This window comes from Pseudomonas sp. Irchel 3E19 (genome assembly GCF_900187585.1).
GTDB classification, from domain to species: domain Bacteria; phylum Pseudomonadota; class Gammaproteobacteria; order Pseudomonadales; family Pseudomonadaceae; genus Aquipseudomonas; species Aquipseudomonas baetica.
The window spans coordinates 37,847-61,542 of the sequence record NZ_FYDT01000008.1 but is presented as its reverse complement, the minus strand read 5'-3'; the positions used below and the strand labels follow the sequence as shown (position 1 = coordinate 61,542).

Here is a 23,696-nt window from a genome sequence, read left to right as displayed (position 1 = left end):
AAAGCTGTGCTGAATGACACACCGCTTTCGCGAGCAGGCTCGCTCCCACCGGGAGGCCACGGTGTCAGTGAATAATCCAGCTCAACAGCCACAACCCCAGCAGCAACCAGATAATCCCGGCAATGATCGACGCATTCATGAATGCGCGTATCGCTGACCACAGCAGCATCAACCCGACAATCAGCGCAATGATGCTGATGATCGAAGTGTCCATGCCCAGTGTTTTGGCCAGCCCGTCGACAAAGTTGCCGCCGGCGTTGCTCAGAATGTTGAACAAACCGCTGAGGCCATCGACGATAAAGCGGATGACCGAGCCGAGTGCCTGGCCGAGCCATTCGAAAAAGCTTTCTACCTGCATGTGTGCATCCCGATGAAAGAGCTGAGCCTTGGGCCACGACGAGGGCGGCCGAGTTCCCTGCAACTATAGATGTTTACACGGATCCTGTGGGAGCGAGCCTGCTCGCGAAGGCGTCGTGTCAGGTAAATCAAAGTTGGATGACCTAACGCTTTCGCGAGCAGGCTCGCTCCCACAAAAGCACCGCATGTTCGCTTGCGTTCAGTCGCCTTCCCCCCGAAGCTATACGCCTTCAGGAGAGCCCGATGAACCTTGTTGAACTGACCGAACGCCTGCACGCCATTCGCGACCGAAATGACTGGCGGCAATTTCATAGTCCGAAGAACCTCGCCATGGCCGCCAGCGTCGAGATGTCCGAACTGGTGGAGATCTTCCAGTGGCTGACCGAAGACCAGTCGCGTCAGTTGCCGGCGGACAAACTCGCCCATGCCGGGCAGGAAGTCGGCGATATCGTCCTGTATCTGTTGCTGCTGTGCAGCGAGTTGGGGCTGGACATGAATGAAGTGGTGCGCAGCAAGCTCGCCGACAGCGAACGGCGGTTCAGCTGATGAGCGACCGTCATTTCGATCAGTTGGCGACCCGTTTCGCCGAAAAAATCTACGGCGGTGCCAAAGGCGCGATTCGCCTCGCGGTGTTGCAGGCTGACCTGGCCGAAGCGCTGCCGGATCGCCCGTTGCGCGTTCTGGACATTGGCGGCGGCCTGGGTCACATGTCGCTGTGGCTGGCCGAGCGCGGCCACGAGGTGACCTTTACCGAACCCGCCGAGCCAATGCTTGAAGGCGCGCGCCAGCGTTTCACTGCCGCGGGGCAAACCGCGACGTTCATTCAGGCGCCGTGGCAGGAGTTGCTCGGGCAACTTACCGAGCCTTACGATCTGGTGATTTGCCACGCGGTGCTGGAATGGCTGGGCGAACCTCACGCGATCCTGCCAGTGCTGCATCAACTGACCCAGCCCGGTGGCTGGCTGTCGCTGGCGTTCTACAACCGCGATGCGCTGATCTACCGCAATCTGCTCAAGGGCCATTTCAAGAAAATGCGCAAGAACGTCATGGCCGGCGAAAAGCAGAGCCTGACCCCGCAGCAGCCCCTCGACCCACGAGAGTTGGCAACGCAACTCGAAGGCTTGTGGCAGGTCGAAAGCCAGAGCGGGGTGCGGGTTTTCCACGACTACATGCCAGTGGAATTCCAGGCCCGCGCCGAACTGGCGGATTTGCTGGAGATGGAGCTCGCCCACCGTCGCCACCCAAGCTTCGCCGGGCTTGGGCGTTATTTGCACTGGATCTGCCGGCCGATCTGATCGGAGCGCGAAATGAAAGCACAATCGGGGTTATTGCTGATCTGTCTGGGGTTGGTCGCCTGCCAGGGCAGCCACCCCTACGTGGCGCAGTCACGGCCCTTGCCGCCGGCGCCAGCGCAAGCGGCCAACACCTTTGACCGCAGCGCTTACCCGGCGCCACCGCGCGATTACGGGCGCTACCGCAGTTGGGCCTGGCTCAACGGCCAGCTGCCGCCGGGCACCGCCTGGGCGGATTCGGCGCAAGTGGCCGAGGCGGTGAGCAACGCGCTGGATCAACGCGGCTTGCGTCCGCTGCACGACAACCGCCCGGCTGACCTGTTCGTCACGGCCAACCTGCGTCTGGAAACCCGTTTGCGTCAGGTGCAGGACGATTACGGCTACGGCGGTTACGGTGGCTATGATCGTTATGGGCGCGGTTACGGCATGTACAACACGGTGCCGATCGTTCGCACCTATCAGGAGCAGGTTGTGGTGGTGCGGGTCGATCTGTTCGACGCCGGCACGGGGCAACCGGTGTGGAGTGCCAGCGCTGAGACCGCTGACAAGGGCAGTCAGATCGATCGCACCGATGCGATTCGCGAGGCTGTGGAAAAGGCCATGTCGGCGTATCCTCCGAGTTAGCCGCAGATAATCGAAAGCTCTAGCAGGTTCATGTCTTCAACCGGAGAAAAACCATGTTCCGCCGTCTCGCTTTACTGGCCATGGCCATGCTGCTCAGCGCTTGTGCCGCCAACCGTGTCAATCACGACTTCGACGCCAGCCGCGACTTTGCCGCCTATCGCAACTGGAGCTGGAAAGACCCCGCTCTGCAATATCGTCCCGATGATCCACGGATCAAAAGCGACCTGACCGAACAACGCATCCGTGCGGCCGTGACCGATCAACTCGATCAGCGCGGATTGCGTCCCGCCGCTGCTGGCGCCAAGGGTGACCTGAGTGTGCAGAGCTACCTGATCGTCGAGGATCGTCAGCAACAAGTGACCACCAACTACGGCGGCGGTTGGGGTGGCCCGTGGAACGGCTATTGGGGCGCGCCGATGTACAACAAAACCCGCAACATCACTTACAAGGTCGCGACGATTCAGATCGATCTGCTCGACGGCAAGGACGGCAAACTGGTGTGGCGCGGCAGCGATGAGCAGATGCTTGCCAGCAAACCGAATCCGGAAGATCGCAGCAATGCCATTCGCGAGACGGTGGCGCGCATTCTCGCCAACTATCCACCGCGCTGATTGTGCATAAAAAACGGGAGCCACTGAGCTCGCCTTTTTTTGCCCCACACAAATCCCCTGTGGGAGCGGGCTTGCTCGCGAAAGCGCTGTGTCATCCAGCATTTAAAGTGACTGACACGACGCCTTCGCGAGCAAGCCCGCTCCCACAGGGATGGTCATCAGTTCGAAATCCCCGTCTACACTGAAAAACACCCACGGAGGCAGCGCTCGGCAGTGCGCCGGCAAAGGAGTGCGCGATGTCACCTCGTTCGCAATTCAACGGCCCGGTCCGGCAGCGCGGGGCGATCGGTTTGATGGCGGCGCTGACCCTCGGCCTCGCCTTGGTGTGCATGGTGCTGGTGGTCGACAGCGGTCGTTTGTACATGGAACAGCGCAGCTTGCAGCGGGTGGTCGATGTGGCTGCGCTGGAGGCGATCTCGCGCGGTGGCGATTGCCTGACAGGCGCCAGTGCAAACGGGTACGCCACCGCCAGTGCGGCGCGTAACAGTTTTTCCGTCGGCCAGGGCACAACGCTGACCGTAACCTGCGGGACTGTGCAAACCGGTGCGAATAGCCTGCGCGCCTTCGCGGCGGATGCCACCAAGAAGGAAGCCATTAGCGTGGTCGCCACCCGGGTCGTACCCACCAGTGTGGCTGCCGGGATCTACGCATTGTTCTCGCCGGGCAGCGTGTCCCCGACCACGCGACTCTCGGCCACGGCGGTGGGTGCCTCCGCGATCCTGCCGCCGCAGGCCCAATTGACCATCGGTACCACGGCGCTGACCATCGATGCCAGCCAGTCGGCCGCTCTGAATACGTTGTTCGGGCAAATGCTCGGCGGCAGCCTCAACCTCAGCGTCGCTGGCTGGCAGGGGCTGGTCGAGACCCAGCTGAATCTGCTCAGTTACCTCAATCAACTGGCGGTCGACGTTAATGTGGACGCGGGCAATTACACCCAATTGCTGAGCAAGAGTATTCAGATCACCCAACTGATCGATACCGCCATCACCGTGCTGACGAAGGGCGGCACCACTACCAGCGTGGCGGTCAGCGGCCTGCTCGGACTGAAGGGGGCGGTCGGCAGCACTTCGGTGGCGCTCGGGCAATTGCTGCAGTTGCAGACCGGTGCCACGTCCGCGGCGCTCAATGCCAATCTGCAAGTGTTCCAGCTGCTCGAAGCCGTCGTGCAAGTGGCCAACAGTCAGAACGCACTGGTAGCGACCGTGCCGCTGAGCATCCCGGGGCTGGTCAACGGCTCCGTCAAAACCAAAGTCATCCAGCCGCCGCAATTATCAGCGGTGGGCAACCCGGCGCTAGCCAAGGCCGACCCCATGGGCGCCAACCGGATTTACGTGAAAACCGCGCAGGTGCGCACGTTGATCTCGCTGAATCTGCCGGTGCTGTCCGGCGTGGCCGGCCTTGCCAGTGCCATTGTCAGTACACCGCTGGTGGGCGGATTGACGGATACCTTGAACAATGTGCTGCACCTGAACATTGCCGGTGCATTGAACTCGGTGTTCTGCGCATTGGGTGGCACCTGCCAGCGCACCGATCTGAAGATTCTGCCCACATCAACCATCGACATCCTGCTGGAGGCCGCCGCTGCCGACAGCCATGTCACCGATTACACCTGCACCAGCGACGCGACCAAGACCCTGACCACCCAGACCAACTCATCGGTGGTCAAGCTCAAGGTCGGCAAGATCGACCCCGCCAACGCTTTTTCATCCGTGGCGGATGTCACCGTGCAGCCGCTGGCGTTGATTGATGTCGGCGTTATCACCTGCACCATTCCACTGCTGGGCCTGGGCCAGCCAACCTGCGATCCCAACTCGCGCAAACCGTTCTACGGCGGTGGCCTCGGTGTGAGGGTTGATACCTCGGTGGCCAGCATGCAGAGCATCCATACCTACAATCAGCCGCCGGAAATCAAGCAAACGCCGCAGCTCTACAGTTTCGGCACACAGGGCGTGGTCAATAGCCTCAAAGGCACCTTGAGCGGGGTTCAGGTGCAGGCCTACAAACCTACCGGTTCAAGCCTGCTGGGTGGCTTGCTCACCACCACCGCCGATGTGCTGGCCGGCGTCAACAGCACGCTGGGTGTGGTCATCGGTAACTTGCTCAGCCCGGTGCTCGACCCGATTCTTGACGGTTTGCTCGCCAACCTCGGCATCACCCTGAACAAGGTCGATGTCGGCGCCAACCTCAGTTGTCGACCGCCCGGGCAACCGATGCTGGTGATCTAGTCGTTCAGCGCAATCGGTAGCTCGATGCAGAACCGCGCGCCCTCGTCGCCATTGCGCACGCTCAGGCGTCCGCCCATGTTGTCGATGATGCCGTAGCTCACCGACAGGCCCAGACCGGTACCGACGCCGACCGGTTTGGTGGTGAAGAACGGTTCGAAAATACGCTCCAGCAGGCGCGGATCAATGCCGCCGCCGTTGTCCTCGACCCACAGTCTTACCACATGCTCGTCGCACTCGGCGTACACGGCGATCCACGGCTGGAAATCGCGATCGGCCTCGCGCTTGCCGAGCAAGGCATCGCGGGCGTTGACCATCAGATTGATCAGCACTTGCTCAAGCTGATCGACGTAACCGCGCACCTGAACCGTAAAACCTGCCTCTTTGATGCGTAGCTCGACGCCTTTGCCGCGCAGGCCTTCAGACAGCAGCGACAGCGTGCCTTCGATTGCATCAAGGGGGTTGAATGGATGCTGTTCGATTTCCGAGCGCCGCCCGAACACGCGCATGTGATCGACCACCCGCGCCGCCCGTTGTACTTGTGCGTCGATGCGATTGAGCTTGTCGGTCAGGTAGTCGATCTGCACATCGCCATTGCCCAGGCGTTTGAGCACATTGACGATGGCCATGCGCATCACGTTCAGCGGCTGATTGATCTCGTGGGCGAGGCCCGTGGCCATTTCGCCGAGGGTGGCCATTTTCGCGCTTTGCGTCAGTTGCTGTTGGGAGCGCCGTACCTCGGTGTTGTCACGGCCCACCGCTTGTACCTCGACCAGTTGCCCATGCTCATCAAACACCCCGCGATCCGACCAGACCCACCACGCATGTTCGCGACCGGGCAGGCGCAAATTGATTTCGGCGGTGCTCACCGGCAACTCCGGGGTCAGTTGCGCCAGGCGCTCAACGAACGCCTGGCGCTGTTCGCCGGACATCCAGCTGCCCAGATTCACCCCGGGCAATTGTTCCGGCGCGCATTCCAGATAAGTCGCCAGTGGCCGGTTGCCGAAGATCAGCGTCAGGTCGGGGCGGTAGCGGCAAATCATCGCTGGCGAGTCTTCCACCAGGATCCGGTAACGCTCCTCGCTGGCCTTGACCTGCTCGGCGGCCAGGGTCGCTTCGGTGACGTCCAGCCACAGCCCCACGGCTTCCACTGGCAGACCGAGGTCGTCGCGCAGCAACTTGGCTTCATCGAGCAGCCAGTGGGTATTGCCCTGGCGATCAAGCACCCGATACCGCGTGCTCACTAAGCCTTCGCGTAATAGCTGCCGCGTGCGTTCGAAGTAGCGTGGGCGGTCTTCGGGATGGATGTGCTCGACCAGTCGACCATCGTCGCAGTCGGCGAGACTCCAGCCGAGCAAGGCTTGCAGGCTGGCGCTGAAAAATGTCGGTTGCAACGCCCCTTCGACGTAGCGCTGCACGTAGATCACCGCGGGGGAACTGGCAATCAGATTGTCCAGTCGGGCGTGGGCGGCGGCGGCTTGTTGCTGCTGATTTTTGATGTCGCTGATGTCGAGCATGAACCCCACCAGCCGGCGTTGGGCGCCGATGCCCAGTGACCGGCCTTGCAGGCGATACCAAAGGGGCAGCGATTGATCGCTGCGTTGCAGGCGCACACACAACGCCAGTGGCGTGCCGTCATCCTGCAAGGCTTGCAGGCCACTGCGCAGTTCATCGCGGTCGGCGGGGTGCACGTGGCTGAACCAGTGCGCAATCGCAATCCGCTCGGTCTGCAAGCCGAGACTCTGAGCCAGCGACGGGGCCAGTTGCATGTCGGCACTGTCGCTGCTGACTTCCCACCAACCGGTACCGAGCAGCGCTTGCAGACTCTCCAGGCGTTCCAGTTGCTGATGATGGCGATGCTCGCGCAGGCGCTCCAGCAAGGGCGCGGCCACTGCAGCGGCGATCAACAGCCAGTCGTGATCGCTCAAGTCCGGCGCCTGTTGTGCTGCGTTATAGCCGGCGCATAGCAGCCACGCCGCCACGCCCTGGGCATCGCAGTAGGGCACGGCGAAGCCTTCATAGGGGCCGAACAGCGCGCTCAGGCGCGGTTGTTCGCTCGCCAGCAAACGTTGCGGCAGTGCACCGTTGAGGCTGTCGAGGCTGGTGCTCAGCGGCTGCTGATCGCGCCACAGCTTCGGCGCATTCAGCGCCGCGTAATGCTGATGAATTTGCCAACCCTGACCTTGCTCATCAAGTAACGCAATCGCCAGACACGGAACATGCAAATGCTGGCTCAAACGCTGCAACTGCTCGCCCAGCACCTCGGGCAGACGCGCGAGGCTGCCCAGACGCAATTGATCGCGAATCTGCGTGGCCAGCCACTGGCATTGCTCGCGGCTGCGCGCCTGGCGCCGATCACTGAGCAAATCACCGATGTCCAGCAACTGCAGCAACCAGCCGTCACCTTGGGCCTGTACCCAGCCACGCAGGTGCAGCGGCGGGCCGGCGAGGCTGTAAAAATCCAGGTCGAGCAATTGGCCTTGCCAGTCGGCGGGGCGGCCCTCGATCGTGAGGCCGCTGTGGGGGAACAGATACTCAAACAGAAGCGCGGGATGAGGGCTGGGCCTCTGCTGCGCCAGCACATGACGCAATGGCCCGCTCAAATGATTGACGCGGCCATCGCCATCCAGATACAGCTGCAGCCCGACGCTGGGCACCACAGGACTGTCCAGCGGCTGGACCGTCTCGGGGTGTCGTTTGAGCAGGCGGTCGAACAGCTTGTCACCGGAACTCAAAATTGCAGGCTCGACGAGGCGCGCAGTGTTGCTGGCAGGCGCGGTACCGAACCGATTCCCGGCAACACCAGAAACGGCAACGCCTGGTTTAGCTTGGAGGTGGGGTAATTGACGGTCACCGTCAGCACGCCGCCGACGTAGGTGACGGTGCTGTCGGTGGCCGCATCGAAATTCAACGCGCCGGGCAGCCAGGCCAATTGCCGGGTCAGCTCGGTTCGGGCAGTGGCGGTGAGGGCGGTTGAATAATTGGCGGAGGCCGGGTCCAGCGCCACGCTACGGCGTACGGCCTCGGCGGTGGACTGATTGAACGACTGCATCAGCAACAGCGGCAGGCTATAGCTGACCAAGCCGTAAAACACGGCGAAAAACACAATGAACACCAAGGCGAATTCGATGGCGACAGCGCCTTTTTGCTTGCGGGGGAGGCCGGATTTCATGAGTGCGTCTACCCTGACAATCACTACGTAATATCAGCATAGAATCAATCGGCCAAAACGGATGTTTTTTACCGTATGCACAGCGTTGTTCTACTGATCTGGCTGACGCTATGCGCGGCGCAGGACGCCCGGCAGCGGCACATTGGCAATGGCCTGACCTTGGGTGCCGGTGGGTTGGCAGCGGTGTATTTGCTGGTCACCGGTAACACCTGGCTCGGCGCCGAAGCCGCACAGGGTGGCTGGGCGGTGCTGCTGGCGCTGGCGCTCTGCCTTCCCGGTTATATCTTGAAACGATTCGGCGCAGGCGATGTGAAATTAATGACAGCTTTGGCCCTTGCGACGAACGGCACGGTTTTGCTCGGTGCGCTTATCGGCGCCGCACTGTCCAGCGCACTCTGGCTCCTGCTGGCGCCAAAACTCTGGCTGCATATGCGTCAAGGGCTTAGAGAACGTCTTCGATATCTCCAGACCGACAAGTCAAAAAAGCTGCCATTTGCGCCGTTCGTGCTGATTGGCACAATCCTCACTTTGTGTTGGATCCACTAGTCGCCCCACGCCACTAGTTCTATGTACATAGTCGGAAAGTAGGTCTACTTTCAATTCAACGCTGTACAGCTTCGCGCTGTAAGTACAGGAACGGTCAGCCTTTGGCCTGGGCATGGAGTGGCAAGTGAACAAGCTTACGTCAGCAGTGAAGGTTCTGGTGGTCGACGATCAGCCGCTGATTGTCGAGGAACTCTGCGAATTCATCGAAAGCAGCGGCTACCGTTGCGTGCCTTGCGAATCGAGCAAGCAGGCCATCGAGCAATTCATCGAAGACCCGGCCATCGGCCTGGTGCTCTGCGACCTGCACATGCCGGACATGGACGGCATTGAGCTGGTGCAGGAACTGCAGCGGTTGGCGGGCAAGCATCGAGCGTTCGAAGCCATCATGCTCACCGGTCGCGCCGACAAGCAGGACGTGATCAAGGCCTTGCGTGCAGGGATTGCCGACTACTATCAAAAGCCGATTGATCTGGACGAACTGCTCGAAGGTTTGCAGCGCCAGGAAGCGGCCTTGCAGGAACGACAGAAAACCCTGCATCTGGGCCATCTGAATCAGAAGCTGCAATACCTCTCCGAGTCGATCGACGACCTTTATCAGGACCTCGACAAAGTCCGCCGTGGTCCTGCACCTGTGAGTGATGAGGCGTCAGGTGATGCCGTAGGGGGGGAGGAAATACCGGCGATTTTCAATCAGTTGTCGCCGCGTCAACTGGACGTTGCCCGGCTCGTGGGCAAGGGCCAGACCAACTATCAGATTGCCTGTGAACTGGGGATCACCGAGAACACGGTCAAACTGTATGTCTCGCAAGTCTTGCGCTTGACGCACATGCACAACCGCACGCAATTGGCCCTGGCGTTATCGCCGAGCAATTCGGGTTTGCGTCAACGGGTGACCGCGCATTGACCGCTGTTGACCCCGCTCATTTAGCGGGGTCAAACACCTCAACCGAGATTGGCCTTGGCCTTGGGAAACAGGTTGTCCAGGGTTTCCAGCAAGCGCACGTGATAGATCGGCTTACGAAACAGGTCCAGCACCTGCAGGCGCAGCATATCGCTGACATCCTCCATATCGGCATGCCCCGACGTGACGATCACCGGCAGATGCTGGCGCGAGGTGTGTTCACGCAGACGCTTGATCAGCGACATGCCGCTTTCTTCCGGCATGCGCAGATCAGTGATCACCAGAGCGATATCGGGATGGCGGGTCAGGTGATGAAGCGCGAGTTTCACCGACGTCGCGGTATGGCAGGTGAAGCCTTCGCCCTCCAGCAACTCCGCAAGCTCCAGCAGTGCGTCCTCCTCATCGTCGACGAGGAGCAACTGCTGGCGCGGAGTCTGTGAAGAGTTCATGGGCAACACCTGCAATGGACTGAGTGCTGACGGTAGAACCCAATGGCCGCATTGACAAGTAATCGGGTCCGATCAGGTGAGGGCGGTCTGGATAGCGGTCAGGGTGGTGGTAATCGCGGTGCCTATACCGTTACCGAAAGCGGCGATAACCAGCGCGACCATCCCGACGACCAAAGCGTATTCGATCGCCGAGGCGCCTTCGGTGTCTTTGGCCAGGCCTTTGAAGAAAGCGATCTGCGATTTGATTTTCCGAGCGACTTGGGAATACGACATGAGGATTCTCCTTGAGCGCACCAGGTGTTGCGCGTTCGCAACATGATTTCCCTGTGCCAGCATCAGCATTGTCGGCAAATCCCGAGCCTACAACTGTAAGAACGTATTAAACCTTTAGTAGTAGCGCGTCGTTTAACGGCAGAAAACGACGTTTGGCGCTTTAGGCCTCTACTTTTGTTGGATATTTCTGCGTTCGTAATGGCGTTTTGTTCGGCCTGCGCTACCGTCAAATAGCGAAATAGTTACTTGTTCATAGCTGCCTGATTGCGAATTTGTCTCGAAGGAAGTCACGGGTCATTGCACAAGACACAACGCAGCGGGAAAGGGAGAGCCGTCATGAACAGTCGCGTCACTTTGGGTCTGGCCGGGTTGTTCCTGGTGGGCGCCATCATTGCCGGGTATTGGGGGCTGACGTTGAGCCGCCAGCCGGCTGCCGAACCTGCCGCTGCCCCCGTTGCTGTTGCGGTCGTACCCCCGACCGCTGCGCCCGCGGTCCCTGTCGAAGACCCCACCCGCCAACCGGTTGTAGTGCTGCTGCGGGATATCGCACCTTTCGTGAAAATCACTGCCGCCGATGTGGCGGTGGAAAAACTGCGCACCGCGCCCGCCGGCAGCCTGGGCAACGTCGATCAAGTGATCGGCCGCACACCGTGGCGTCCCTTGAGTGCCGGCAGCTGGTTGAGTGAGGAGAGCTTTGAATCCGGCAGCGCACTGGCGCGCATGATCCGTCCCGGTGAACGGGCGCTGGCGGTGGCGGTGGATGAAGTGATCAATGCCGGCGGGCAACTGGCGCCCGGTGATTACGTCGACGTGCTGCTGTTTCTGCGCAAGGACGAAAACACCCCACAGGCCTCGGCGCAATTGGTGGTGCCGGCAGTACGGGTACTTGTGGTCGGCAACCAGAGCGGTTTGACCAACGACGGCCAGCCGGGCAGTCCCGCCCGCAGTGACGACGAACGCCTCAAGCAAGAACAACAACGCATGGCCGCACGCAGCGTGGTACTGGCCGTGCCTGAGCTGTTGCTCAGCCGTTTGATGCTGGCCTCCGGCGCCGGTGTGCTGCGCCTTGCGGTGCGCAGTGCCGATGAGCAGCAACTGGCGAACTACTGGTCCGGCGAAAGCGATGTCGCCACCCGGCTCGACACGCCTCGCCGCGAGTTGATTGAGTTCAGTCAACTGTCCCTGAGCGCTCCACCCAAACCCATGACCGTGGCCGGTCAAGCCGCCCCACGCAAGGCCACCGTGGAAGTCATCCGCGGTGCCGAAACCGCACAACCTACTCCCTGATTCGAGCAAGGACGCCTTTACATGCGCACACGCTTTACGCCCCTGTTCAACGGCTTGCTCCGAGCCTCGCTGCTGAGCGTCGCCTCGATCGGCAGTGCCGTCGCCGCCGCCAGCAACTGCGCCGCGCTCGGTCCGTTGCCGGCGACACTGGAAGTCGGCGAAGGCCTGCAACAGGCGCTGCAATCCCCGGTGCCAATCACTCGGGTTGCGGTGGGCGACCCGAAAATCGCCAATGTGCGCGTGACCGGCGATCAAGGCGTGTTGCTCACCGGCGTCGCGCCCGGCGCCACCACGTTGATGATCTGGAGTGCCTGCGCCAGCGCGCCGCTGCAGAGCATGGTGTTCGTACAGGGCAAGGCCAGTGCAGCGATGACCGCCGTTACACTGCCGGCAACCGATGACCCGAACCTGCCGTCGCAAGTACAGACCGACATCCGTTTTGTCGAAGTCAGCCGTACCAAACTGAAAGAGGCCGGCACCTCGATCTACGGTAAAGGCTCCAACAACTTCCTGTTCGGCGCTCCGGGCACTGTGCCCGGTAGCGGCGTTCGGCCGGGTACGGTGCCGTCGATTGCACCGAGCATTCCGTTGGCCAACGACGTGTTCAACATTGTCTGGGGCGGTGGCAGCAGCAAATTTCTCGGCATCGTCAATGCGCTGGAGGGCAGCGGTTTCGCCTACACCCTGGCGCGACCGAGTCTGGTTGCGTTGAGCGGGCAGAGCGCGAGCTTCCTTGCTGGCGGTGAGATTCCGATCCCTGTGCCGAGCGCCAACAGCAATAGTTACTCCATCGAATACAAGGAATTCGGCATCCGCCTGACGCTGACCCCGACCGTGGTCAGCAACAACCGCATCGCCCTCAAGGTCGCCCCGGAAGTCAGCGAGCTGGACTACAACAATGGCGTGACCATCGGCGGTACCACCGTGCCGGCATTCACCATCCGCCGCACCGACACCAGCATCTCTCTGGCCGACGGTGAGAGCTTTGTGATCAGCGGGTTGATCAGCACGCGCAACGCCTCTGAAGTGAACAAGTTTCCCGGCCTTGGCGACATCCCGGTCCTCGGCGCATTTTTCCGCAACTCGTCGATCAATCGCGAAGAGCGCGAGTTGCTGATGATCGTCACCCCGCACCTGGTGCAGCCACTGGCCGCCAACGCGCCGCTGCCTTCGTTGCCCGGCGAGAAACTGCGCAACTACGATCCGAACTGGTATCGCCTGTACTTCCTCGAAAACGGCAACTTCGATAAACGCAGCGGGTTATCGCAATGAGCCAGAGCCTCAGCCAGACCTTCCTCGCCATCACCCGCAACGACACCGACCTTGAGTGGCTGCAAGGCGCGCTGGCGCCACTCGGGCAGGTGGTCAGTGCCGGGGGCGGCAGCCTCGACGAATTGCTGGCACTGGTCGACGTGACCTTCGCCAGCCTGGTGTTCGTTGGCCTGGATCGTGATCATCTGGTGGCCCAGAGCGCCCTGATCGAGGGGGTGCTGGAAGCCAAGCCGATGCTCGCCATCGTCGCCCTCGGTGACGGCATGGACAATCAGTTGGTACTCAACGCCATGCGGGCCGGCGCGCGGGACTTTGTCGCCTACGGCTCGCGCTCCAGCGAAGTCGCCGGGCTGGTGCGGCGTCTGAGCAAACGTCTGCCGGCCGTGACGCCGAACGCCCAGCTCGGCGGTTTGACCGTGCTCTATGGCGTGCAAAGCAACGCCGACGGTGCGCTGCTCGCCAACCACATGGCGCTGGTGGTGCAGAAGAGCGGCCAGCAAACCCTGTTGCTCGATCTGGGCCTGCCGCGCGGCGACAGTCTGGCCTTGCTCGGGCTCGAGAGCTCGTTCCATTTTGGCGATGCGCTGCGCCACTTGCGCCGGCTCGACGCGACGCTGATCGATAGCGCCTTCACCAGTGCCGAAGCCGGCCTGCGCATTCTTGCTTACGCCCAGGGCGATGAGCCGCTGGAGCGCACCAGCGCCGCCGAGTTGTATATGTTGCTCAGCGCCCTGCGCCAACACTTCCAGCACATCGTCGTCAACCTCACCGGCCAGCCCGACAGTGAAGCGCTGCGCACCTTCGTCAGCCATTGCGACAAGCTGATCTGGTACACCGACCAGAATGTGCTCGACTGTCGGCGCAACCTCGCCGTGCTCAATCTGTGGCGCGAAAAAGGCATGAAACTCGACCATGGCCGGCTGCTGGTGGATCGCTACTTGCGCAACGTTGCACCGGACTCCGACACCCTCGGCAAGACCTTCGGCCTGGAAGTGATCGCGGTGCTCGCCTACAGCCCGGAGATCCGTCTCAACGCGAAAAACCAGGGTGTCAGCCTGTTCGAACTGGCCCCGCGAGAGGCCATCAGCCAAAGCCTGCGCACCCTCGGCGAACGCCTGGCAAAACGCTCCGAAGGCCTGGCCAAACCCAAAGCCAGCTGGTTCGACCGCTTGCGAGGCACCTCATGAACGGCGAGCAACTGTTCGGCGGGCCGCAGCGCCATGCGTCCGGCAACACCGATCACGACGGCCTGAAACTGGTGCTGCACCGCTACATCATCGACGCCATCGAAGAGTCCGGGAAAAACCTGCTGGAAGGTTCGCGGCAGGTGCTGTCGCAATTCGTCATCGACAAGGTCGCTGAATACATCGCGCGCCTGCACCTGGCGATTTCCCGTTATGAAATGGAGCGGCTGGCGGAAGAAATCGTCGATGAGCTGACCGGTTTCGGCCCGCTGGAAGTGCTGCTGCGCGACAGCGCCGTGACCGAAATTCTGGTCAACGGCCCGCATCGCGTATTCGTTGAGCGCGATGGCGTGCTGCACTTGAGCGACCTGCGTTTTATCGATGCGCATCACGTCGAACGGGTCATGCAACGGATTCTCGCGCCGTTGGGGCGGCGACTCGATGAGTCTTCGCCGATGGTCGATGCGCGCCTGCCCGATGGCAGCCGGGTCAACGCGATCATCCCGCCGATTGCCCTCGACGGGCCCTGCCTGTCGATCCGTAAATTTCGCAAGGACATGCTCAAGAGCACCGACCTGATGGCGATGCAAACCATCGACCAGGCGATCTACGACTTCATCGAAGAGGCGGTGGGCAAGCGCTGCAACATCCTTATCAGTGGCGGCACCGGCACCGGCAAAACCACGTTGCTGAACATCCTTAGCCAGTTGATCAACCCCCACGAACGGCTGGTGACCATCGAAGACGTCGCCGAATTGCAGCTCGGCCATCCCCACGTCGTGCGCCTGGAAACCCGCCCGCCGAATGCCGAGGGCCACGGCGAGGTGAAAGCCAGCGACTTGATCCGCAACGCCCTGCGGATGCGCCCGGACCGGATCATCCTCGGTGAGATTCGCGGTGTTGAAGTGGTCGACGTACTCACCGCCATGAACACCGGTCACGACGGCTCGATGAGCACCGTGCACGCCAACAACGCGCAGGACGCCTTGCTGCGTCTGGAGACGCTGGTCGGCCTGACTGGCCGCACCATCGCCGAACGTACCCTGCGCCAGATGATCTGCGCAGCGCTGGATGTGGTGATTCAACTGACGCGCATGCCCGACGGGCGCCGCTGCGTCAGCGAAGTGGTGGAAGTGGTCGGCGTGCGCGATGACGTCTATGTCACCAACACCCTGTTTCGCCTTGATCGGCGCAGTGGCTTCGGCTTTCTGCGCGAGGCGATCAACCCGGCCGGCGACAAGTTGCGCCGCGAACCAACGCTCGCGCACTGAGGGCCAACGGCATGCTGAAAGCGCTGCTGCTGTACTTGCTCAGTCTGGCTTTGTTCGGGCAATCCATGCGTTTGTTCTATAAGGCATGGCGTATGAGCGGTGTCACCCGAGTGATGGAACGATTGAATCAGGGACAGCCGCAGGACGTCTCGCCAAAACCCGTCTGGGCGAGCCTTGAACGTGCTTTCTTGCGCGCAGGCCTGGGGCGTCCGACCGAGCGTCTTGGCGCATGGATCCTGCTCTGGCTGTTCGCCGTCGTGCTGAGTCTGGCGCTCGCCGGATGGATTGGCGTACTGGTGATGCTCGTGTTGCCGCCAGTGGCCGTGCGGTTGTACGTCAGTTGGCGCTACCAAAGGCGCTTGCGGCGGATGATCGAGCAACTGCCGCAACTGCTCGACCACACCGTGCGCAGCCTGAAATCCGGGCGCACCCTCGCCGATGCGGTGCTCGGTGGCATCGAGGCCAGCGAGTATCCGCTCAAAGATGCCATGGGCCGGGTGCAGCGCAACGTGCAGTTGGGCGTGAGCCTGCCGGACGCCGTGGCGGATCTGGCCGAGCTTTATGAGCGCGACGAGTTTCGCCTGTTCGCCCTCGGCCTCAAGGTCAATCATCGTTACGGCGGTAACGCCAGTGAGCTGCTGGAAAACCTGATCAAGATGATCCGCGAGCGTGATCAGGCCTCCCGCCAGTTGAGCGCCATGACCGGCGAAACCCGCCTCACCGCGTGGGTGCTCGGCTTGCTGCCGATCATCATGGCCGGGTATTTCCTGATGGCCAATCCGATTTATCTGGTCGCCATGTGGCACGACCCGTCCGGGCAGCGAATGCTGGCCACGGCGTTCGGCATGCAGGTGGTCGGCAGTCTTTTACTCTGGCGGATGTTGCGCAGCCTATGACGACCCCCCTGATGATCAGCGCCTTGCTGTTGCTGGGCGCCGCGCTGTTGCTGCTGGCCAGCCTGGCGGACCAGCGCCGCCGAACCCGGCAGATCAGCCGTCGACTGGAAGGTGACCTGCTACGCCAGGGTCGCTTCGGCAATCTGCTGCAAGTGCTCGGCGACAGCAAAGTCGGCCAACACAGCGTCAAGCTCGACAACGAAACCCAGGCCCTGCTTAACCGTCTGGGCTGGCGCAGCGCGCGCCAGCGTTCGTTGTTCGCCGCCTGCCAGATCGGTTCGCCGTTGTTGCTGTTGGCCCTGACGTTACTGCTGCAATCGGTGTTTTTCCCCACCGTGGAAAAACAGTGGATCGCGCCGTTGTTCGCCCTTGGCGTCGGCTACCTGTTGCCCAAGCGGCTGCTGGTGATCGCCGTCGCGCGGCGGCAGAAACAACTGGCCAACGAGATCAGCACGTTCATCCCGCTGCTGCGCATCCTCTTCGAATCCGGCATGGCCGTGGAGCAGGCATTGCGCGTGCTGAGCCACGAAGGCCAGGCCTTGCTGCCGGTGCTGACCCAGGAACTGCGGCTGGTGCTGAGCCGGGTCGACTCTGGCCTTGAACTGGGCGAAGAACTCAACAAAGCCACGCTGTTGCTGGCGGTTGATGAGTTCACCGACACCTGCGTGATCCTTCAGCAGTTGCTGCACCAGGGCGGCGGGGCGATGAAATCGCTGCTGTCGCTCAAGCAACTGCTCGATGACCGGCGCCTGACGCGCCTGCAGGAATACGTCTCGAAAATGTCCGCGAAAATGTCCGTCGTGATGATGCTGTTTCTCTTCCCGGCGTTATTGATTGTCCTTGCCGGCCCGGGCTTCACCGCCCTGGCGAAGGCGTTGGGAGCTTGAAGGAGTGGTGATGAAAGCAATGATTGCCGGTGCATGTTTGTTGTTGCTCGGTGGCTGTGCCAGCACCGGGCAGAACCCCTGGGAGGCGCTGACCCGCAACGCCAGTTGCGGCAAGCTCAGTTCCGATCAACAACTGTCGCTGAACCTTGCCGACGACATGGCCAAAGACGGCAAGCTCCACGCCAGCCTGGCCAACCTGCAAAGCCTGCCGGACAACCTTGCCGATGTGCGTTTGCGCAAGGCCAAGGTTTACCGCTTGCTGGGTCGCAGCGAAGCCGAGCCGTTGTATCGCAGCTTGCTCGGCAGCTGCCTGGCCGCTGAGGCCGAACATGGTCTGGGCCAACTCGCGGCGGCCAAGTCCGATTACGGTCAGGCGCAGGCGCACCTGCAACGTGCGGCGCGGTTGGCACCGACCGACGAAAAAATCCGCAACGATCTCGGGGTGGTTTACCTCAATCAACTGCGCATCGAAGACGCACGCTTCGAATTCCTCACCGCCATGGAGCTCAAGCAAAGCGATCAACTGGCGGCGCTGAATCTGGTGACGCTGTTGCTCTATCAGGACGACTGGAACCGTGCCGCTGAACTGGTCAGTCGCCTGGGCCTGAGCCCGGCGCAATTTAGCGAAGCGCAGGGCCGCGCGGAAAAACTCAAGGCGCCGAGCCGCGCCAGCGTCGCCGTCACGGCGATGCTCAAGTAAGGAGAGCTGCGATGAAAACTGCCATTTTTTGTTTTGGCTTGCTGGCTTTGCCGTTGACCAGCCACGCCATCGACGCCGGCCCGGCTTCGGCCCAGCAACAGGAAACCGAAGGCTGGCTGTTGCTGCAGAGCCGCAACAAAGTTGCCTCGCCGACAGTACAGACAGCCACCCCGACGGAACGTGAACTGGCCATGCAGCGCTGGCTGAAAAGTTACCAGCATGAGATCCCGCAGTTTTTCGATCAGGATCAGGGCGGCAAGGTCGACAGTGGGTCGGGGGGCGGGGGCTGACAATTTTTCAGCAGACACACCGCGTCATCGTTCTTCGGGAGCAAGCCCCCTCCCACACTGGAATGCATTTCATCCAGAGGTCCAAGTCAATCCCACTGGATTGCACTCCAACCAGGCAGCAAGGTCCCTCACACAGACTGAAATGCATTCCAGTGTGGGAGGGGGCTTGCTCCCGAAGGGGCCCGCTCAGCCAACCCGTTTTATGTGGACTGCATGGCTCTTGCATGGGGGGGATTTCAATTCGGGATGTTTAAGTGTGTGTGGAATTGCCGGAACCGTCCCACAAGATTTTCAGGTTGTCCGTCGGACGTGCGCTCACTAGTCTTGGGCGGTCGCTGACATCTCAGCGATGGGGTGTGAGAACCCGGCAACTTATGGTCATTCAGTATCTGTGCACGCATAATCGCCGCCAGCCTATCCGCTGTCGGTATGCGTCATGGCGGCTGTGTGCGGGCAGACCTCGGTCTGGCCGGGTGTCCATAACCGGTATTCTCACCCCGCATATAGCTGCCACCCCAAGCCCCGTGAGAATGGCAAAGGATGGCGCAGACAACTGTGGAGAATTGTTTTAATGGACAAGCTAATTCCCGATCCACCCCTCGAAACCCCCACCCCACTCACCGACGCCATCCGCGCCGATGAACAGACGAAAAACCGCGAAGCCATCAAGCGCGCGCTCGATTTCTACCTCTGTCCCAATCCCGTCAAACCGCGCCAGCCGAGCACCATGTTCCTGGTCAATCCGAGTGTCGACACCGAAAGCCTGCTCGCCCATGCCAGCGAATCACTGGCCAGTGCCGGCACGGCGGCGAGTAACTTCGCCAATGAGCTGAGCGGCTCGCAACGCAGCACCGTGCTGGGGATCCAGCAGATGGTCATGCTCGCCGAACTGGCGGTGAACCGCGCGCTGGATCAGGTTGACCCACAGACCTGATTCACAGGATCACCGCGTCATCGTTCTTCGCGAGCAGGCTCGCTCCCACAGGAGGTTGCATTCCAAATGTGGGAGCGAGCCTGCTCGCGAAGAGGCCCGCCCAGTCGCCTCTTCTCGCACAGACTGCATGCATGGGTACCTGAAAATTGACGCCATATCATTGACAATTTGATGGTGTCGAAATGATGGCTCGTGTAGATTTCGCCGCGCCCGAATCAGATGGTCTGGTGGGCCGGTAGGGATGCCTGAGTAACGATGTGAACCCTGCTGAAACTGTTTTTCATGTTTTGGAAGGGAATCACGTTGAATACCACTCGCTTGCGCCACTCCTTGCTGGCGCTTTCCATTGCCGCCGCTTTGCACACCGGCACCGCTGTCGCCGATATTGATTACGACATCAGCAGCACACCATTGGACAGCAACCTGCTCAACACCACCGGCCTGGTCGATTTGCACGGCAATCTCAATGCCTCGCCCGTGGCGGCGCCGGGGCTGACGTTTGGCGCTCAGTTCAAAGGGTTGAGCGCACGGCAGTTGCGTAACAACGACAGCATCCGCATTGATGGCGCCACCCACGGTGTCGGTATCAGTCTCGGTGACTCGGGGGCTGTGAAAAGCAAAATTCAGTTCGCGCTGATCAACGATGGCTCGATTGCTGTGCACGGATTGACCGGGGTGGGAACCTCAACGGGTATCTCCGTGATTAACAGTGAGTTGGGTAACTCCCTGAGCAATAGCGGCAGCATCGACATTAGCGGGGCGACGTCCACCGGTGTGATGCTGGTGCAAACCAGTCTTTCCGGAGTCAGCAACAGTGGCATGATCAGCGCCAGTGGCACCGATGCACTGGGTTTGTTTCTCGACGGTGCCACGCTCAATAGCGGGATAAACAACTCCGGCACTGTCCGCGCCACCGGGACCAACGCTGAGGCGCTGGTGCTAGAGGGTGTCAGCCCATCAGGCTCCGGGCAATTGTTGTTGAGCAACAGCGGCACGATTTCCGGCGAGTCCATCGGCGTGCACGTCAGCGGCCAAGCGGCCGGTGGCAGTCCTTTGAGCATTTACCAACTGAACGGTTTGATCGAGGGGGGGAAAGCAGCCATTCAGATCGATGACGGCGAAAGCTATTTCGATTTCTTCGGCGGCACTGTGAAGGGTGATCTGCTGGGGCTGACCGGGGTGAAAATCGACGGCGATGCGGTGTTTGACGGATCAATCATCAAGTCCGGCTACGTCACGATCGAAGAGGGCACGCTGACCCTGGTGAAGCCTCACACCACGATCATCGGCGACTTCGACATGGAGGAAGCCAACTCGGTGCTGGAGATGTACCTGGGCAACGACACCAACCCGGCGCTGCCAGTGTTGAAGGTCACCGGTACTAGCGATATTGCACCGGGCGCGCAACTGCGGTTACTCGCACGCTCCAGTGATTTTCGCGTGACCCCGGGCGGCACGCGTTACACGTTGATCAGTTCGGGTAATTTGATCGGCGGCAACAACCTGACCGTGACGTCCTCTTCGGCGCTGCTGGATGTGAAGAGTTTCGGTGTCACGGGTAACGACATCACGACAGTGGTGACGGCCAAGTCGAGTGAGGTGCTGGCCAATAACACTCTGGCGGTCGGCGGTAGTCACAACGCGGCAACAGCCATTGGGCGCTTCTCCAGTGTCATGTCGCGAATCGACGAGCAGGACCCGGTGTTCCAGGCTTTCGCCAACGCCAGCACCGATGCGCAACTGGCGCGTCTGTCCGAGTCCCTCAGTCCGGATGTCAGCCGGGGCGTGCTGCATGCCGCCACCAACAGCCAGACGCTGGTCTCCGGCGTGATCAACGAGCGCTCCAGCCGCGCGCGCAATGCTACTGGCTCGACCGAAAAAGGCGTGTGGCTGCAAGCCTTGAGCAACGACGCCAATCAGGACGAGCGCCGTGGGGTGGCCGGTTATGACGCCGACAGCCACGGGATTGCTGTGGGTGCCGATGGTCAGTTGAACGCCGATACCGCAGTGGGCCTGGCCTACAGCTACCTCGACACCGATGTGAAATCGGACCTGGGCAGCAAGACCAAAGTGACTGGCCACGCGCTGACCGTGTACGGCAACTGGGCGCATGACAACTGGTTCGTCGACACCTCGTTGATGTACGGCTGGAACGACAGCGAGTCCAAGCGTTACATCGCCGGCACCCGGGCCAAGGCTGATTACGACAGTGATGTGTTTGGCGTGAGTGCCTTGGCCGGTTACAGCCTGCGCTTGATGCCGGATGTGGTACTTGAGCCGCAGGTCGGCGCACGCTACGCCAATGTGAAGATGGAATCGTACCGCGAGAAGGGCAGTTCGGCGGCGTTGAATGTCGGCAGCCAGCGTTACGAAGTCGGTGAGTTGGGCATGGGCGCGCGCCTGGCTGCTGCGTTTGCAGTCGGCGCGGGCAGTCTTGAGCCCGAGGCGAAGCTGATGGCCTGGCACGACGTGATCGGCGATAAAGTAGCCACCCAATCTGCGTTTGTACTGGGCGGCGATTCGTTCACCAGTCGCGGGACCACGCCGGTGAGTGACAGCTATGAATTGGGCCTGGGCGCCAACTACCGCATGGGCGCCTGGAGTGTGGGCGGCTCCTACAACTACGTGACGGCCAGCGGGTTTGACGCCGATGGCTTCTCGGCGAAGGTACGTTACGCGTTCTGATCCTGCCTCGATACCGCGTTATCGTTCTTCGCGAGCAGGCTCGCTCCCACATATTAAGTGCATTTCAAATGTGGGAGCGAGCCTGCTCGCGAAGGCGGTCTGTCAGGCTGCGACATCCCTAGAGCTGATAGCTGAAACTGATGCTGTACCGCGTCCGCCGATTGAACGTGTCCAGCGCTTCATCCGACATCGCCTTCGCCGCCTCCAGCGCAATGTTGTAGTACTTGGCGTCACCAAAGCGCAGGCCGATCGCGGCCGAAGACAGATTGTTGGCCTGCACCGGCAATTCATTGAACCAACTGCGCGAGCGATCAAGCACCACGTACGGTTGCAGGATGCGCACCCAATTGCCGTCGCGGTTGAAGCTGTAGTTGACCTCGTAAGCCACCCCCCAGCCCTTGTCGCCGGACGCCTGATCGTCGGGGTAACCGCGACCGAAATTCTGCCCGCCGAACACCGCACGCTCGCTCTCTGGCAAGGTGTCGTCGCTCCAGTACAAGGCTGCCGACAGTACGCCTTGCCAGTTGTCGAAGAACTTGTCGCTTTGCACGCCGGACAGCCGCACACGGAAGAAGTCCAGGTCGATGGCGCTGTTGTTGGTCTTCGCCCCCATGCTGTCCAGCCCTTGGTACACGCCGCCGCTGAGGATGCGCAGTTGCCGGGCGTCGGCCTTGCGCCAGTCACTTTCGAAAGCGAGGGCGCGGATGTCGGTGCGTTCCTCGACGCTCAATGGGTAGCCGATAACGCTGTAGCGCGTTTTGTCATTGACCGCGTAGAGCCGTGAACCGGCCGTCAGCAGTTCGTTGGACGCGGCAATCAGCGGCAGGCTGAAGCCGATCGAATAGCGGTCGTTCTCTCGGTGCGGCTTGAGTTGCAGGCCATTGTCGAGCAACACATTGGTGCCGGGGTCGGCGCGGTAGCGGGAGGCGGACAGGGCCAGTTGCGTACCTTCGCTATCGAGGAACTGGCTGTAGTCGAGGCGGTAGTAATGTTCTTTGTCGTCACCCGGCGGAAACAGCCCGCTGAGGGTCAATTGCTCGCCCATGGACGTCTGCGAGTTGCTGCTCACACCGAGTAAAGCTTGCGTGCCGTTGCGGTTGTCTTCGGTGGTGCTCAGCGTGCTGGTGAACGGTTTGCGACTGGCTTGCGCGACCAATGTCGTGGCGCCGTCGGTGGTGCCGGGCGGCGGTACCTGCGCCTGGATGGTCACGCCGGGAATGCGTGTCATCAGCGTGGTGTAGCGCTCGAACGTCTTGCGGGTCAGCGGTCGCTCGGCCTGGATTTTCGCCGCGAGTTTGTCGAGCAGGCCTTTGACCCGGCCGACGTCGCCTTGCATCTGAATGTCGCGAACGTAACCTTCCACCAGCACGACCCGCGCCACCCCGTCATCGAATGTCTGTTGCGGCAGGAAGGCGTACGACAGCAGGTAGCCGTCCTGTTGATAGCGACGGGTGATGTTGCGCGTGGCTTCGATCAGATCGGCGAGGCTGGTCTGGCGACCGATCAACGGCTTGTAGACTTCGGCCAGTTCGTTGAGCGGATAGATCGTGCCGCCTTCGATCTGCACGGTCTTCAGATTGACTTTGGTCTCCATCAGCAACGGCTGCGCGGCAGCCGCACCAGGATCCGGAACTTGCAGCGGCGTCGCAGCCGGGCGATAGGCGTCGGCCGGCAGGTTGGGCACGGGCAGGTTGCGGATGGTTTCGTTGCTGTTGAGAAAGCTGGGCAGGGTGTCGGCGAGGGCGGCGGAACTGAGACTGAGGCACAGCAGGGATGCCATAACGCGCATAGGACACTCCATGGTCAGATCAAAGCGCAGGGCTGAATTTTTCCTAAGAAAAAA

General features: G+C 61.3%; 23 protein-coding genes. 17 read left to right on the top strand and 6 right to left on the bottom strand.

The annotated features are described in order from the left end of the window. Positions 1-64: 64 nt before the first annotated feature. Positions 65-358 carry a hypothetical protein gene (locus CKW18_RS07390; RefSeq protein ID WP_007914623.1) on the bottom strand — a complete coding sequence of 98 codons (294 nt, stop codon included), beginning with the start codon at positions 356-358 and terminating at the stop codon, positions 65-67. Between the two features lie 242 nt (positions 359-600). On the opposite strand from CKW18_RS07390, the gene CKW18_RS07385 reads away from it, so the two are divergent. The 5 genes from CKW18_RS07385 (at position 601) to CKW18_RS07365 (ending at position 5,109) form a co-directional block, all read left to right on the top strand. Continuing rightward, positions 601-903, top strand: coding sequence for a MazG-like family protein (locus tag CKW18_RS07385; RefSeq protein ID WP_007951009.1), 303 nt, complete (start codon positions 601-603; stop codon positions 901-903). Then, positions 903-1,652, top strand: a complete 750-nt coding sequence (locus tag CKW18_RS07380; RefSeq protein WP_095188229.1) for a methyltransferase — start codon at positions 903-905, stop codon at positions 1,650-1,652. The genes CKW18_RS07385 and CKW18_RS07380 overlap by 1 nt, the downstream gene beginning before the upstream one ends. Positions 1,653-1,664: 12 nt before the next feature. Beyond that, a complete protein-coding gene (locus tag CKW18_RS07375) occupies positions 1,665-2,273 on the top strand; it encodes a DUF4136 domain-containing protein (RefSeq protein WP_095188227.1) in 609 nt (202 codons plus the stop codon). Between the two features lie 53 nt (positions 2,274-2,326). Next, positions 2,327-2,884: a DUF4136 domain-containing protein gene (locus CKW18_RS07370; RefSeq protein ID WP_095188225.1), complete on the top strand. Its 558-nt coding sequence runs from the start codon at positions 2,327-2,329 to the stop codon at positions 2,882-2,884. 236 nt (positions 2,885-3,120) lie between these two features. Next, a complete protein-coding gene (locus CKW18_RS07365; RefSeq protein ID WP_095188223.1) occupies positions 3,121-5,109 on the top strand; it encodes a TadG family pilus assembly protein in 1,989 nt (662 codons plus the stop codon). Here CKW18_RS07365 and CKW18_RS07360 read toward each other — a convergent pair. Then, positions 5,106-7,841, bottom strand: a complete 2,736-nt coding sequence (locus tag CKW18_RS07360) for a PAS domain-containing sensor histidine kinase (protein ID WP_095188221.1) — start codon at positions 7,839-7,841, stop codon at positions 5,106-5,108. The two genes, CKW18_RS07365 and CKW18_RS07360, sit on opposite strands and share 4 nt — an antisense overlap. Further along, positions 7,838-8,278 (bottom strand): TadE/TadG family type IV pilus assembly protein, encoded by a 441-nt coding sequence (locus tag CKW18_RS07355; RefSeq protein ID WP_095188219.1) that lies wholly within the window; start codon positions 8,276-8,278, stop codon positions 7,838-7,840. Before CKW18_RS07355 ends, CKW18_RS07360 begins: the two co-directional genes overlap by 4 nt. A 75-nt stretch (positions 8,279-8,353) precedes the next feature. Between CKW18_RS07355 and CKW18_RS07350 the strand changes: the two genes are divergently transcribed. Continuing rightward, positions 8,354-8,824, top strand: coding sequence for a prepilin peptidase (locus CKW18_RS07350; RefSeq protein WP_095188217.1), 471 nt, complete (start codon positions 8,354-8,356; stop codon positions 8,822-8,824). 124 nt (positions 8,825-8,948) lie between these two features. Next, positions 8,949-9,728 (top strand): response regulator transcription factor, encoded by a 780-nt coding sequence (locus CKW18_RS07345; protein ID WP_095188313.1) that lies wholly within the window; start codon positions 8,949-8,951, stop codon positions 9,726-9,728. 38 nt (positions 9,729-9,766) lie between these two features. Here the strand turns inward: CKW18_RS07345 and CKW18_RS07340 are convergent, their stop codons facing one another. Next, a complete protein-coding gene (locus CKW18_RS07340; RefSeq protein WP_095188215.1) occupies positions 9,767-10,174 on the bottom strand; it encodes a response regulator in 408 nt (135 codons plus the stop codon). Positions 10,175-10,246: 72 nt separating this feature from the next. Next, positions 10,247-10,447, bottom strand: coding sequence for a Flp family type IVb pilin (locus CKW18_RS07335; RefSeq protein WP_095188213.1), 201 nt, complete (start codon positions 10,445-10,447; stop codon positions 10,247-10,249). A gap of 336 nt (positions 10,448-10,783) precedes the next feature. Between CKW18_RS07335 and cpaB the strand changes: the two genes are divergently transcribed. From cpaB to CKW18_RS07285, 10 genes are all read left to right on the top strand, one after another. Further along, positions 10,784-11,734, top strand: coding sequence for a Flp pilus assembly protein CpaB (cpaB, locus tag CKW18_RS07330; protein WP_095188212.1), 951 nt, complete (start codon positions 10,784-10,786; stop codon positions 11,732-11,734). A 21-nt stretch (positions 11,735-11,755) separates the two neighbouring features. Further along, positions 11,756-13,006 (top strand): type II and III secretion system protein family protein, encoded by a 1,251-nt coding sequence (locus CKW18_RS07325; RefSeq protein ID WP_095188210.1) that lies wholly within the window; start codon positions 11,756-11,758, stop codon positions 13,004-13,006. After that, positions 13,003-14,193 carry a pilus assembly protein gene (locus tag CKW18_RS07320; RefSeq protein WP_095188208.1) on the top strand — a complete coding sequence of 397 codons (1,191 nt, stop codon included), beginning with the start codon at positions 13,003-13,005 and terminating at the stop codon, positions 14,191-14,193. The genes CKW18_RS07325 and CKW18_RS07320 overlap by 4 nt, the downstream gene beginning before the upstream one ends. Then, complete coding sequence (locus CKW18_RS07315) at positions 14,190-15,461, top strand: CpaF family protein (RefSeq protein WP_095188206.1); 1,272 nt, start codon at positions 14,190-14,192, stop codon at positions 15,459-15,461. Before CKW18_RS07320 ends, CKW18_RS07315 begins: the two co-directional genes overlap by 4 nt. 11 nt (positions 15,462-15,472) lie before the next feature. Continuing rightward, a complete protein-coding gene (locus CKW18_RS07310) occupies positions 15,473-16,357 on the top strand; it encodes a type II secretion system F family protein (RefSeq protein ID WP_095188204.1) in 885 nt (294 codons plus the stop codon). After that, a complete protein-coding gene (locus CKW18_RS07305; RefSeq protein ID WP_095188202.1) occupies positions 16,354-17,244 on the top strand; it encodes a type II secretion system F family protein in 891 nt (296 codons plus the stop codon). The genes CKW18_RS07310 and CKW18_RS07305 overlap by 4 nt, the downstream gene beginning before the upstream one ends. A 10-nt stretch (positions 17,245-17,254) precedes the next feature. After that, complete coding sequence (locus tag CKW18_RS07300) at positions 17,255-17,944, top strand: tetratricopeptide repeat protein (RefSeq protein ID WP_095188200.1); 690 nt, start codon at positions 17,255-17,257, stop codon at positions 17,942-17,944. An 11-nt stretch (positions 17,945-17,955) separates the two neighbouring features. Beyond that, on the top strand, positions 17,956-18,234 hold the full coding sequence (locus tag CKW18_RS07295; protein WP_095188199.1) for a DUF3613 domain-containing protein: 279 nt from the start codon (positions 17,956-17,958) through the stop codon (positions 18,232-18,234). A 571-nt stretch (positions 18,235-18,805) separates the two neighbouring features. Further along, positions 18,806-19,168: a DUF6124 family protein gene (locus tag CKW18_RS07290; RefSeq protein ID WP_095188197.1), complete on the top strand. Its 363-nt coding sequence runs from the start codon at positions 18,806-18,808 to the stop codon at positions 19,166-19,168. 303 nt (positions 19,169-19,471) lie between these two features. After that, positions 19,472-21,853 carry an autotransporter outer membrane beta-barrel domain-containing protein gene (locus tag CKW18_RS07285; RefSeq protein WP_095188195.1) on the top strand — a complete coding sequence of 794 codons (2,382 nt, stop codon included), beginning with the start codon at positions 19,472-19,474 and terminating at the stop codon, positions 21,851-21,853. A 118-nt stretch (positions 21,854-21,971) separates the two neighbouring features. Here the strand turns inward: CKW18_RS07285 and CKW18_RS07280 are convergent, their stop codons facing one another. Next, a complete protein-coding gene (locus CKW18_RS07280) occupies positions 21,972-23,642 on the bottom strand; it encodes a ShlB/FhaC/HecB family hemolysin secretion/activation protein (protein WP_095188193.1) in 1,671 nt (556 codons plus the stop codon). Positions 23,643-23,696 lie beyond the last annotated feature (54 nt).